Origin of the sequence: Sinorhizobium sp. FG01, from assembly GCF_002531875.1 — a bacterium.
In the GTDB taxonomy this organism is placed as follows: domain Bacteria; phylum Pseudomonadota; class Alphaproteobacteria; order Rhizobiales; family Rhizobiaceae; genus Sinorhizobium; species Sinorhizobium fredii_C.
The window spans coordinates 260,658-273,533 of record NZ_NWTB01000004.1 but is presented as its reverse complement, the minus strand read 5'-3'; the positions used below and the strand labels follow the sequence as shown (position 1 = coordinate 273,533).

General features: G+C 65.8%; 12 protein-coding genes. 8 read left to right on the top strand and 4 right to left on the bottom strand.

The annotated features are described in order from the left end of the window. Positions 1-84 precede the first annotated feature (84 nt). From ychF to CO656_RS06740, 3 genes are read left to right on the top strand one after another with little or no spacing between them, the layout of a single operon-like run. On the top strand, positions 85-1,188 hold the full coding sequence (gene ychF / locus CO656_RS06750) for a redox-regulated ATPase YchF (RefSeq protein ID WP_097525245.1): 1,104 nt from the start codon (positions 85-87) through the stop codon (positions 1,186-1,188). Between the two features lie 29 nt (positions 1,189-1,217). Beyond that, the gene (locus tag CO656_RS06745) at positions 1,218-1,667 is read left to right on the top strand and encodes a MaoC family dehydratase (protein WP_037414987.1); all 450 of its coding nucleotides are present in this window, start codon (positions 1,218-1,220) and stop codon (positions 1,665-1,667) included. Then, positions 1,667-2,137, top strand: a complete 471-nt coding sequence (locus CO656_RS06740; RefSeq protein ID WP_083853895.1) for a MaoC family dehydratase — start codon at positions 1,667-1,669, stop codon at positions 2,135-2,137. The genes CO656_RS06745 and CO656_RS06740 overlap by 1 nt, the downstream gene beginning before the upstream one ends. Positions 2,138-2,168: 31 nt before the next feature. Here the strand turns inward: CO656_RS06740 and CO656_RS06735 are convergent, their stop codons facing one another. After that, a complete protein-coding gene (locus CO656_RS06735; protein WP_037414984.1) occupies positions 2,169-2,711 on the bottom strand; it encodes an adenine phosphoribosyltransferase in 543 nt (180 codons plus the stop codon). 301 nt (positions 2,712-3,012) lie between these two features. On the opposite strand from CO656_RS06735, the gene CO656_RS06730 reads away from it, so the two are divergent. After that, positions 3,013-3,198: a DUF1059 domain-containing protein gene (locus CO656_RS06730; protein WP_037414981.1), complete on the top strand. Its 186-nt coding sequence runs from the start codon at positions 3,013-3,015 to the stop codon at positions 3,196-3,198. 17 nt (positions 3,199-3,215) lie between these two features. Here the strand turns inward: CO656_RS06730 and CO656_RS06725 are convergent, their stop codons facing one another. The 3 genes from CO656_RS06725 to CO656_RS06715 are packed head-to-tail and all read right to left on the bottom strand — an operon-like array spanning position 3,216 to position 5,724. Continuing rightward, on the bottom strand, positions 3,216-4,475 hold the full coding sequence (locus CO656_RS06725; protein ID WP_097525244.1) for a CCA tRNA nucleotidyltransferase: 1,260 nt from the start codon (positions 4,473-4,475) through the stop codon (positions 3,216-3,218). Continuing rightward, positions 4,472-5,104, bottom strand: coding sequence for a CoA pyrophosphatase (locus CO656_RS06720; protein WP_097525243.1), 633 nt, complete (start codon positions 5,102-5,104; stop codon positions 4,472-4,474). The genes CO656_RS06725 and CO656_RS06720 overlap by 4 nt, the downstream gene beginning before the upstream one ends. After that, a complete protein-coding gene (locus CO656_RS06715; protein WP_097525242.1) occupies positions 5,101-5,724 on the bottom strand; it encodes a DUF1285 domain-containing protein in 624 nt (207 codons plus the stop codon). Before CO656_RS06715 ends, CO656_RS06720 begins: the two co-directional genes overlap by 4 nt. 266 nt (positions 5,725-5,990) lie before the next feature. On the opposite strand from CO656_RS06715, the gene CO656_RS06710 reads away from it, so the two are divergent. From CO656_RS06710 to CO656_RS06695, 4 genes are read left to right on the top strand one after another with little or no spacing between them, the layout of a single operon-like run. Then, positions 5,991-7,004, top strand: a complete 1,014-nt coding sequence (locus CO656_RS06710; RefSeq protein ID WP_097525241.1) for a MoxR family ATPase — start codon at positions 5,991-5,993, stop codon at positions 7,002-7,004. A gap of 3 nt (positions 7,005-7,007) precedes the next feature. Beyond that, complete coding sequence (locus tag CO656_RS06705) at positions 7,008-7,928, top strand: DUF58 domain-containing protein (protein WP_097525240.1); 921 nt, start codon at positions 7,008-7,010, stop codon at positions 7,926-7,928. Next, the gene (locus CO656_RS06700; protein ID WP_097525239.1) at positions 7,925-10,738 is read left to right on the top strand and encodes a DUF4159 domain-containing protein; all 2,814 of its coding nucleotides are present in this window, start codon (positions 7,925-7,927) and stop codon (positions 10,736-10,738) included. The genes CO656_RS06705 and CO656_RS06700 overlap by 4 nt, the downstream gene beginning before the upstream one ends. A gap of 7 nt (positions 10,739-10,745) precedes the next feature. Further along, entirely contained in the window at positions 10,746-12,815 is a 2,070-nt protein-coding gene (locus CO656_RS06695; RefSeq protein WP_097525238.1) for a hypothetical protein, read from the top strand. Positions 12,816-12,876 lie beyond the last annotated feature (61 nt).

Genomic DNA, 12,876 nt, shown 5'->3' with positions numbered 1-12,876 from the left:
CCCAATGCGCGCGAAGCGCTTGACCGCCCCGCTCCTTTCCCCCATAGCCACGGCCAAGAAATTCGAGAACGACAGGTTTAGGCCATGGGCTTCAAATGCGGTATCGTCGGGCTGCCGAATGTCGGCAAGTCCACACTCTTCAACGCGCTGACCAAGACGGCGGCAGCGCAGGCGGCAAATTATCCCTTCTGTACGATCGAGCCGAATACCGGCGAGGTCGCGGTGCCGGACGCGCGCATGCGCAAACTCGCCGACATCGCCAAGTCTAAGGAAATCATTCCGACCCGCATCTCCTTCGTCGACATTGCCGGCCTGGTGCGCGGCGCCTCCAAGGGTGAAGGTCTCGGCAACCAGTTCCTCGCCAACATTCGCGAGGTGGATGCGGTGGTGCACGTACTGCGCTGCTTCGAGGACGACGACATCACCCATGTCGAGGGCCGCATCCATCCGGTCGAGGACGCCGAGACGATCGAGACCGAGCTGATGCTCGCAGACCTCGAGAGCCTGGAGCGGCGCACCGAACAGACGCGCAAGCGCGCCACCGGCAAGGACAAGGAATCGATGGCGCAGCTTCCGATCATGGAGGCGTCATTGAAGCTCCTGCAAGAAGGCAAGCCGGTGCGCACGCTGTTGCCGAAGCTCGATACCGAGGAGCTGCGCATTCTTCAGGGGCTGAATCTCCTCACCGCCCACCCGGTTCTCTACGTCTGCAACGTCGCGGAGGCAGATGCCGCAGCGGGCAACGAGCACACCCGCGCCGTTGCCGAGATGGCCAAGGCGCAGGGCGCCGAAACCGTCGTCATCTCCGCCGCGATCGAATCCGAGGTCGCCCAACTGCCGGAAGAGGAGGCCAAGGAATTCCTCGGCGCTCTGGGCCTCGAGGAGGCCGGCCTCGACCGGCTGATCCGAGCCGGCTACAAGCTGCTCGACCTCATCACCTATTTCACCGTCGGCCCCAAGGAGACGCGCGCCTGGACGATCCCGCGCGGCACCAAGGCGCCGCAGGCGGCCGGCGTCATCCATTCGGACTTCGAGCGCGGCTTCATTCGCGCCAACACGATCGCCTATCACGACTACATTGCCTATAACGGCGAGACCGGCGCCAAGGAGGCCGGCAAGGCCCGCGACGAAGGCAAGGAATATGTCGTCCAGGACGGCGACGTCATCCACTTCCGCTTCAACACGTGACGTGCGCAGGAGGCGGCCCGGAGGTTGGCATGCTATATTTCGAGGACTTCACGCCGGGGCGGCGCTTTGACTATGCGCCGGTTCGGATGCAGGCCGCAGACATGATCGCCTTTGCCGGCGAGTTCGACCCGCAGCCGATGCATCTGGACGAAGAAGCCGGCAGGCGCAGCATCCTTGGCGGGCTTTCCGCCTCCGGCTGGCATACCAGCGCTATCGGCATGCGGATGATGATCGACGCCTTCCTCGGCCATTCGTCCTCGCAGGGCTCGCCCGGCATCGACTTCATGGACTGGAAGAAGCCGGTGCTTGCAGGAGACGTGCTTTCCGGCTTCAGCCTCGTCCTGGAGGCGCGCCCTTCGAAGTCGAAGCCGCAGATCGGTCTCGTCAAGTTCCGCAACGAAATCAGCAATCAGAGCGGGGCGCCGGTTGCTGTCTCCGAATGTTCGATCATGTTTCGGCACCGCGCGGGTGGGCGCTGATGATGACGCTCGAAGAACTCTATGCGGCCGGCCGCAAGACCATGATCGGCAGCCTGGCATTCACGGCGGAGGACATCGTCCGTTTCGCACGCGACTTCGATCCGCAGCCCTTCCATCTCGACGAGGAGGAGGCAAGGCGCTCGCTGTTCGGCGGCCTTTGCGCCTCAGGCTGGCACACCAGCGCCGGCTGGATGCAGTGCTTCGTCCGTTTCTGGGCCGGCGAAGCCCGGCGGCTGGCCGCAGAGGGGCTGCATGCTCCCCGGCTCGGCCCGGCTGCCGGTTTCCGCGAGCTCCGCTGGCTGAAACCGGTCTATGCCGGCGACACCGTTACCTATGCCGTCACGCTCCTCCAAGCCCGCGCCCTCGCCTCCCGCCCCGGCTGGCGCATCAACACGATCCTGTGCGAGGGCGAAAACCAGCATGAGGAGCCGGTGATCCGCTTCGAAAGCAAGGTCCTCGAATTCACCTGAGCACGCGAGCGCCGGGCGCCCGCCCACTCACTCAGTGCCCCTCGAACTCGATCAGCGTGCGGACCTTGACGCCGAGCGCCTCGAGCTTCTTGCGACCGCCGAGCTCCGGCAGGTCGATGATGAAGCAGGCGGCGACGATGTCGGCGCCCATCTGCTGCAGGAGCTTGGTGGCGCCCTCGGCGGTTCCGCCGGTGGCGATAAGATCATCCACCAGGATCACCTTCTCGCCGGGTTCGATCGCATCCTTGTGCATCTCCATCTCGTCCACGCCATATTCCAGGCTGTAGGCGATCCTCACCGTTTCGTGCGGCAGCTTGCCCTTCTTGCGGATCGGCACGAAGCCGGCCGACAGCTGATGCGCAATTGCACCGCCCAGAATGAAGCCGCGCGCTTCGATCCCGGCGATCTTGTCGACCTTGGTTCCGGCATAGGGGTGGACGAGTTCGTCGATCGCCCGCCGGAACGTCTTCGGATTGCCGAGCAGAGTCGTGATATCGCGAAAGACGATGCCGGGCTTCGGATAGTCCGGAATGCTCCGGATGGCGGAAATCAGTTCCGATTGGACAGCGAGCATGGTGTGGAAGCGGCCTTTCAAGTCTGGAGGTGGCAAAGCCATAGCACCATCGCGCCGCATGTTCACAGGGTTTCTTTGCGCAACTGGCCGGGCCGGAACAATTTGGCCGAACCTCCGGTTGATGTTACCCTTGCCCATGGACAGATCCCGACGGCGGCTCTGTCAGTTGCATTGATGACTGAGCGGGATGAGACGATCTCGGCGTCTTTCTGACCGCATCCCGCTCCGAACTTCTTGGATGAGATCACGCTGCATTTCGCTCGATGCGAAAGCATGCCGATCCAGAGAAAGGAGGAACACCATGCGCCTGTTCGAATGCGGTTCTCTCGTTCCGGGTTGCCCCTGGCATACCCGCGCCGACAACGACGCGGAAATCGTCCGCCGTGTCGTCGAACACATGCGGGACACCCATGGCGAGACGGTGATCCGCGAAAACATGATCGACAATATTAAGGCTCGCATCGTCGACGAAACCCAGGCCGCCTGACGCGCCGCCCTTTCGCCTCAGCCGGAACGCAGCTGGGCTTCCAGCCGGGCGACGAGCGTCGCCCGGTCGACATTGAAGTTGCGCTCGATCCAGAAATTCTCGAGTTCCGCCAGCAGTTCCCCGATCTTTGGTCCGGCGGGAACGCCGGCCTTCAGGACATCGGCCCCGTTCACGGGGAAGACGGGACGCTGCCACTTCTCCGTCCGTGCCAACAGCCGCTGGTAGGCGGCTGTCTCGGCGAGAAAGGCCGGATCGGTTTCCGATTTGCGCCGCGCTGCAGCGAGCGAAAGCTTGAGGCGTGCGATGATGCCCTCGGCACCGTTCCGGTAAAGCGTGCGATCGAGCGCTGCGTCCGCGAGCGTGGCGGCAATGGCCGGCGCCTCGGCAAAGCGGGCGAGAAAGGCCGCCTCCGTTTTCGACAGGCGCAGCCGCGCCGCCATCGCCTCGAGCCGCCCGGCATCGGGCGGAACGATTGCGGCAAGCCGCAGAAGCGGCTCCGGCGTCCAGGCAAAGACCTTCTCGGCGGCAATCAGGCCCGGCACTGCATCGATCCCCCATTTTTCGGTTTCAGGCAGGACCTCGCCGAGCACGCCTGCCTGGCGCATCCAGAGAAGGGCGCGGCCGGGATCCTCCGCGGCAAGCAGTTTCTTCATCTCGCCCCAGACGCGCTCGGCCGAGAGCGTCGCGATCCTTGCTCGTGCCTGCGCGCAGGCCCTGAGCCCCTCCGCATCCGGGCGGCCCTGCCCGTAATGGGCAAAGAAGCGGAAGAAGCGCAGGATACGCAAATAGTCCTCCGCAACCCGCTCGGCGGCGCTGCCGATGAAACGCAGGGTGCGGCTCTCGATATCGGACAGGCCGCCGACATAGTCGAATATCTCGCCTCCGGCGTCGGCATAGAGGGCGTTGATCGTAAAGTCGCGGCGCTCGGCATCCGCTTTCCAGTCGGTGCCGAAGGCGACCTCGGCGCGGCGGCCGTCCGTCGCAACGTCGCGGCGCAACGTCGTCACCTCATGGGGAATTCCGTCGATCACCAGCGTGACTGTGCCGTGCTCGATCCCCGTCGGCACCGCCTTGATGCCGGCGCTCTCCGCCCGCGCCACCACATCCTCCGGCTGCCAGGTTGTCGCCAGGTCGACATCCCCCACCGGCAGACCGAGCAGGCTGTTGCGGACGGCGCCGCCGACGACCCGCACCTCGCCGCCCTCGGCATTCAAAAGCTCGAAGACGCGGCGCAGCGATGGAGCCTGAAACCAGTGCTCGGCGGCGATAGATATCATGCATAAAGCCTTTCATAGAGCATGCGGACGATGCCGGCGGTGATCCCCCAGATGTTCCGCTCGCCATAGGGCATCCGGTAGAAATGCCGCTCCGCACCCTCCCAATGGCGGCTTCCGCGGCCGTGATTGCCGGGATCCATGAGGAAAGAGAGCGGCACTTCGAAGACGCTCTCGACCTCTTCGGGATTGGGCACGAGCTCGAAACCGGGCTGGACAACGGCCAGCACCGGGGTGATGCGGAAGCCGGACAATGCCATGTAATGCGGCAGGCGGCCGATTGTCTCGACGAAACGCGGATCGAGCCCGATCTCCTCCTGCGCCTCCCGCAGCGCCGCCACCTCGATCGAGTGGTCCTCGGGATCGACGGCGCCTCCCGGGAAGGCCACCTGGCCCGAGTGCTTGCGCAGATGCGAGGTGCGCTGCGTGAAGATGACGCTCGCATCGTCACCGTCGTCGACCACCGGTACGAGCACCGCGGCGTCCTTCAGATGCAGCGACTCGAGATGGGGCACGATGCCGGGATTGAGGAGAAAGTCGCCGTGATCGCGCCAGGCGGTCTCGATCGGGCCGCCCGTCTGCTTGAGCGCACGGCGACGGAACTCGTCGGCGGAGAAAATCGGACGGCTCATCGCGACAGCGCTTCCAGCTCGGCCGCCGGCATGACCGGGAAGACGGCCCCCGCGGATCTGACGCAGAACGTCTCGACGCCGTCGATCAGGGCGGTCTCGCCAAGTTCGACGATCTCGTACATGACCGGACGGGAAACGAGCGCCTCGAGGCGTCCGCGCACGTGCAGATAGGGCTTCAGCTCGCGGTTGTCGCCATGGATGACGAAGCGCAGCGGATGCTCCGGCCCCGCCTCGACCACGTCGCCGACATTGGTGCGGAAGGTGACCACGGTCTCGCCCTCCCTTGCCGTGACGCTCATCTCGACGGCGATGAAGGGCGCATCGGCGACGCGGATGCCGACTTTTTCCACCGGAGTGACCAGATAGGTCCTGCCGTCGTCGTCCTTGCGCAGCACCGTGGAAAACAACCTCACCAGCGGCAGGCGGCCGATCGGCGTGCCCATGTAGAACCATGTTCCATCGGCGCGGATTTCCATGTCGATGTCGCCGCAGAATGGCGGGTTCCAGCGCTCGACCGGCGGCAGCCCTCTCGCTTCGCCTTCCGTCTGGCTGGCAGCGCGGGCAATTAACGCGGCAAGACCCGCCGCATCTCCCGTCTGCTGAATCTTGGTCTCTGCCATCGTTCTGTCCCGTTTGGCCCCAATCTTCCTCGGAGGCGTCGCGTGTTCAAAGGCGTGCGGGATGTTCGTCAGCGGTTACGAGCACCTTGACCGCACTTCGCGCTTCGCAGAGAAGCACTTAGTATGCTTCAGGGCTTCTTGAAGCTCACGAGATAGTGCGTTGGCGGCGGCTTGTCAGCCGTCTGCCAGGGTCTAAATTGAAAAAAGGGAACCGGACGCCGGGTGATGCCGAATCGGGTTCGACACGCACGAGCGGGAGACAGGCGATGAGTGTGATGAAAACCGCGGCCGAAGCGGCCGACGAGAAGGCGATCGTCGCCGCCGCGGAAGCGGCTCTCGGGGAGATAGCGCTCATCCGGACGGAGGTCGGCAAGGTCATCTTCGGCCAGGAAAACGTCGTCGAGCAGACGCTGCTGGCGGTGCTTTCCGGCGGCCACGCGCTGCTCGTTGGCGTGCCGGGTCTCGCCAAGACCAAGCTCGTCGCGACGCTCGGCACCGTGCTGGGGCTTGCCAACAGCCGCATCCAGTTCACGCCGGACCTGATGCCCTCGGATATTCTGGGCTCCGAGGTGATGGACCAGGATCAGGCCGGCCACCGCTCTTTCCGCTTCATTCCCGGTCCGATCTTCACCCAGCTCCTGATGGCCGACGAAATCAACCGAGCCTCTCCGCGCACCCAATCGGCGCTGCTGCAGGCCATGCAGGAATATCACATCACCATTGCCGGCGCCCGCAAGGACCTGCCGCATCCCTTCCACGTGCTCGCGACCCAGAACCCGCTTGAGCAGGAAGGCACCTATCCGCTGCCGGAAGCCCAGCTTGACCGCTTCCTGATGCAGGTCGACGTCGGCTATCCGGAGCTTGCCGCCGAACGGCAGATCCTGCTGGAGACAACCGGCGTGACCGAGATCGAAGCCCGCCCGGTCATCAACGCCGAACGCCTGCAGCAGCTTCAGCATCTCATTCGTCAGATGCCGGTCGGCGAAAAGGTGGTCGATGCCATCCTGTCGCTCGTCCGCTCCGCCCGCCCGGGCAACGGCAATCCGGCCACCGACAAGAACGTCGCCTGGGGGCCGGGTCCGCGCGCCGGCCAGGCCCTGATGCTCTGTGCCCGCGCTCGCGCTCTCTATGACGGCCGGCTGGCGCCCTCGATCGACGATATTCTCGCGCTTGCCGAGCCAGTGCTGCAGCACCGCATGGCGCTGACCTTCGCGGCGCGCGCCGAGGGCATGACCGTGCGGGACGTCATCGCCGACCTGGTGAAGCGAGCCAAGGGATAGCGCATGGCCGCGATCGGGCAGACAGTCGCGCGTACACCGTCCGGGGAAGTCTTGTCGCGCGCCCAGCAGCGGGCGATGCTCGTTCCCGATTGCCTTGTCGAGGCGCGTCGCATCGCCAATACGGTGATTGCCGGCTGGCACGGCCGGCGCAAGCGCGGCATCGGCGAGAATTTCTGGCAGTTCCGCCCCTATAGCCAGGGCGAAAGCCTGTCGCGCATCGACTGGCGCCGCTCGGCCCGCGATGATCATACTTATGTCCGCGACCGCGAGTGGGAGGCGGCGCACACGATCTGGCTCTGGGCCGATCTTTCGCCCTCGATGATGTACAAATCGACCCTCGGCGCAGTGTCGAAGGAAAGCCGCGCACTGGTGCTGATGCTGGCGCTGGCCGAAATCCTCGCCCGGTCCGGCGAACGGATCGGCTGCCCGGGGGTGATGGAGCCGGTTTCGGCCCGCAACGCCGCCGAACGCCTGGCGGCGGCGATCATGCTGAGCCCGCTTGGCGGCGGCCTGCCCGAGACCGGCATGATCCGCGGCGCCAGCGATCTGGTGCTGATCGGCGACTTTCTCGACCCGGCCGACAAGGTGATGGAGCGGCTCGGCCCGCTCGCCCGCAGGGGACTGCGCGGACATGTCGTCGAAATCGCCGACCCGGCCGAGGAGGTCTTCCCCTATGCCGGCCGCACCGAATTCACCGATCCCGAAAGCGGCGAGAAGCTGACGGCCGGCCGCGCCGAAATCCTGCGCGACGACTACCAGCGCGCCTACCGCGCCCGCCGCGACGGCCTCGGCGCAGGTCTCCGCCACCTCGGATGGACCTTCATTCCGCATCGGACCGACCGGCCGGCCTCGGAGGCGCTGGTCGCCGTCCATATGTATCTTTCCGGGATGCCCACCCGCGCGACACACGGGGGGCAGCTATGATCGGCGGCCTCGCCTTCGCCTTTGCCAACCCCGCGATACTGGCCGCCCTCGCGGCCTTGCCGGTGATCTGGTGGCTGCTGCGCATGACGCCGCCGAGGCCCGCGGCCGAGGTCTTCCCGCCGCTTCGCATCCTTGCCTCCGTAATCAAGCGCGAGGAGACGCCGTCGAAAAGCCCCTGGTGGCTGACGCTTCTCCGAATGCTGATGGCCGCCGCGGTCATCTTCGCGATCGCCGACCCGGTCTTCAATCCCCGCAGCAATACGCTTGCCTCTTCCGGACCGTTGGCGCTCGTGATCGACAACAGCTGGGCAACAGCACCCGACTGGGAGCGAAGGGTCGAGGCTGCGTCGGCATTGATCGACGACGCCGAGGCCAGGGATCTTGCCGTTTCGGTCCTTTTCACAGGCGATCGCCAGCACGACGCGACGCCGGCATCGGCCGCTGCCGCACGCACCCGGCTCGCGGCCGCTGCGCCGGAGCCGCTTCCCGCCGATCGCCGACCGGCGCTGGCGGCGCTGAAGACCGCGTTCAACGACACCCCGCCGGGGACGATCGCCTTCGTCACCGACGGCATCGAAGCGGCCGATGACAAGACCATGGCAGCGCTGAACGAAATGGGCGCGGCGGAGCTCCGGGTGATCGACGCGGACGGCAGCCAGGCCGTGGCACTGACCGGCACGAGCAACGAGTCTGCCGGCATGTCGGTGACGGCCACCCGCCTGAAGACCGACGACCGCCGGTCCCTTCCGATCGTCGCTTACGACAGCCGCGGCCGCGCCATCGCCGATAGCGCAATCGAATTTGCCCCCGGCGCCGCTGTCGCCAAGGGAACGATCGAAGCACCGTTCGAGCTGCGCAACGATTTCGCCCGCATCGGCATCCAGGGCGAGGCGACCGCCGGTGCCACGCATCTCCTGGACGACGGTTTCCGCCGGCGTCGCGTCGCACTCCTGAGCGGCGAGGCGCGCGACCTGTCGCAGCCGCTTTTGTCGCCGCTCTACTATATCAATCGCGCGCTCGGCCCCTATGCCGATCTCATCGAGCCGCGCGAGACCGACCTCGCCGTCGCCATTCCCGAGCTCCTGGAACAGCGCCCTTCCGTCCTGATCATGGCCGATATCGGCCGGTTGCCGGAAGAAACCTATCCGCTGCTTTCGAAGTGGATCGACAACGGCGGCATGCTGATCCGTTTCGCGGGTCCGCGCCTTGCCGCGGCACCGGCCGACGACCCCCTCGTTCCCGTGACGCTCCGGCAAGGGGAGCGGGCCCTCGGCGGGGCCCTCTCCTGGTCCGAACCGCAGCCGCTCGCCGACTATCCGGCCAACAGCCCCTTCGCGGGTATGGCGCGGCCGAGCGACATTCTGGTCAAGCGCCAGGTTCTAGCCGAACCGACGGCAGATCTGGTCGAGCGCACCTGGGCAAACCTCGCCGACGGCACGCCGTTGGTGACTACGGCAGCACGCGGCACCGGCCGCATCGTGCTCTTCCATGTCAGCGCCGAGGCAACCTGGTCGAACCTGCCGATTTCCGGGCATTTCGTCGAGATGCTTCGCCGCAGCGTCCAGCTTTCACGCAGCGGCGGCGTCGCCGGTGAAAGCAGGGCGGCGCAGGCGCACACGCTGGCGCCCTTCCGGCTCCTCAATGCCGACGGTGTGCTCGTCGCGGAGACCGGCAATGCCCGGCCGCTCGATATGCAGCCGGGCAAGGCTCCCGTCACGACGCCGGACAACCCGCCGGGCCTTTACGGTTCCGAGGACGGATTCACCGCGCTGAACCTCTTGCCGCGCGACGCCGAACTCAAGCGGATCGACATGACCCTTGCCGGAGCCCACACCGTGGAACGGCTCGTGCGGGCAGAGAGCTGGTCGCTGAAGCCGGCTCTGTTGACGTTCGCCCTGCTCCTGCTCATTGCCGACGCCATCATCGTGCTTTTCATGAGCGGCGCCTTTTCCCGGATCCGCATGGTGCGCACTGCATCTATGCTGGTCTTCGCGCTTGCCGCAGGCGTTCTCTTCACGCCGCCGCAGGTCCTTGCGGACGATGCGCGACCGGACGACGAGCGTATTCTCGAACGTCTGGACACGACGCATCTCGCCTATGTCGTCACTGGTGAGGACGAGGTCGACCGGCTTTCGGAGAGCGGGCTTCGCGGGCTGACCGATTTCCTCACCTACCGCACGACGCTCGAGCCCGGTGCGCCAGTCGGTCTCGACATCATGCGGGACGAACTCAGCCTCTATCCGATCATCTACTGGCCGATTTCGGCGAGCGCCCCGATGCCGAGCCCGCAGGCGGTCAGCCGCATCGACGCCTATATGCGCGCCGGCGGCACCGTGCTCTTCGACACGCGCGACCAGTTTTCCTCGCTTGGCGCTGCATCGAGCGGCACCAGCCCGAACACGGAACGGCTGCAGGCCATTCTGGCCAATCTGGACATCCCGCCGCTGGAGCCGGTGCCCGCCGACCACGTGTTGACCAAGGCCTTCTACCTCCTGACCAATTTCCCCGGCCGCTACACCGGCAGTCCTCTGTGGATCGAGGCGCAGTTCGAAAATCGCGACGAGCCGAGCAACCGGCCGGCCCGCTCCGGCGACGGCGTAACGCCGATCATGATCACCGGCAACGATTTTGCCGGCGCCTGGGCGGTGGACGCCAACGGCGTCGCCCTGCTGCCGACCGTTCCGCCGGACGAGATGCAGCGCGAATATGCCTTCCGCTCCGGCGTCAACATCATGATGTATATGCTGACCGGCAACTACAAGGCCGACCAGGTACACGTCCCCGCCCTGCTCGAGCGGCTCGGACAATGAGGCAGCGATGACGATCGATTTCTCACCGCTCCTTCCCTGGCCCTATCTTGCCGCACTGGCGCTCGTTGCGGCCGCCTTGGCGGCGTTCGGCATCTGGCGAGGCGTTCGCGGCGCCTGGCTCCGCGCCGCGGCCCTTGCAGCATTCTTCCTTGCGCTTGCCAATCCCGTGCTGTTCCAGGAAGAGCGCGAGCCCCTCTCGACCATCGTCGCCGTCGTCGTCGACCGCAGCCAGAGCCAGGACAATGACGGCCGGCGCGAACAGACCGACAGGGCGCTTGCCGACCTCAAGGAGCGACTCGCCCGTTTTCCGCAGATCGAGACGCGTGTCGTCGAGGCCAAGGACGGCGAGGAGACCGAGGCGCCCTCGACGAAGCTCTTCGGCGCGCTCGCGACGGCCATAGCGGACGTGCCGCCCGCCCGGGTCGGCGGCGCCATCTTCATCACCGACGGCCAGATCCACGACGTGCCCGATATCAACCAGAAGCTCGGTTTCGAGGCGCCGATCCATGGACTGATTAGCGGCAGGCCGGACGAGGTCGACCGGCGCATCGAGATCGTCAACGCACCGCGCTTCGGCATCGTCGGCGAGCAGCAGAAACTGACCTTCCGCGTTGTTGACGATGGCGCTGCCAACGGCGGCAGCGCCGAGGTGACGATCCGCCTCAACGGCAACGAGATCGCGACGGAACATGCGGAACCGGGAACGGATGTGCCGTTCAGCTTCACCGTTCCGCGCGGCGGCAACAATATTCTCGAATTCGCAGTCAACCCGATCGCGGGCGAGGTGACGGAGGTCAACAATCGCGCCGTTCACGTGCTGGATGGCATCCGCGAGAACCTGCGCGTCCTTCTCGTCTCCGGCGAGCCGCATGCCGGCGAACGCGCCTGGCGCAATCTCCTGAAATCCGACGCCGCCGTCGACCTCGTGCATTTCACGATTTTGCGGCCGCCGGAAAAGCAGGACGGCACGCCGATCAACGAACTCTCGCTCATCGCCTTTCCGACGCGCGAGCTCTTCGTCGACAAGATCAGCGAGTTCGATCTGATCATCTTCGACCGCTACCAGCATCGCGGCGTGCTGCCCATTCTCTACTACGACAACATCGCCCAGTACGTGCAGAACGGCGGCGCGCTGCTGATTGCGGCGGGGCCGGAACATGCCGGCGACGATTCGATCGCGGCAACGCCGCTTTCGACTGTGCTGCCGGCAAATCCGACAGGCGTCATGAATGAGAAGGCCTTCTTCCCGCGGCTTTCGGAGGAAGGAAAAAAACATCCGGTGACGCGCGGGCTCGAAGGCGCATCGAGTGAACCGCCAAGCTGGGGACGCTGGTTCCGCACCGTCGACGTTGATAGGCCGCTCGGCCAGACCGTCATGGAGGGAGCGGACGGCAAGCCGCTGCTCGTGCTCAACCGTGTCGGCAAGGGCCGCGTCGCCATGCTGCTCTCCGACCAGGGCTGGCTCTGGGCGCGCGGCTTTGAAGGCGGCGGCCCGCATATCTCGCTCTACCGGCGCACCGCCCACTGGCTGATGCAGGAGCCGGCGCTTGAGGAAGAAGCGCTGACCGCGCGCGCCCTCGGACGGACGCTGGAAATCACCCGGCAGACGATCGAAGGCGACCCCGGACAGGCGACGCTCACCTACCCTTCCGGCCGCACTCAGGAGATAGGGCTCACCGAGCGCGAGCCGGGGCTCTACAAGGCGGAGGTGAAGACCGACGAGATCGGTCTTTTCGAAGTCGCCAATGACGAACTGACGACGCTCGTCCATGTCGGCAATGTCGATGCGCCGGAGTTCAAGGCGGCGATCTCCACCGAGGAAAAATTGAAGCCTTGGGCCGAAAAGACCAAGGGCATGGTCCGCCGGCTTGCGGATGCCGATGGTGCCGTCGACCTGCCAACCATCCTGCCGGTCCGGGGTGCGGTGCGCGTCGCCGACGACCAGCGCCTGTCACTCAGAATGACAGACGAGACGGTGCTCAAGGGCGTCAATTCGCTGTCGCTCTTCGCCGGCCTCTTCGGCCTCGCCGCCCTGCTGTTGTTGATCTCGGCAATGTGGTACCGCGAAGGGCGGTGAGTGGGCGCATTGAGGTCTATACGGCTCGGTGTGCTGCCGCACGTTTGGGCGAGCGCGTTGG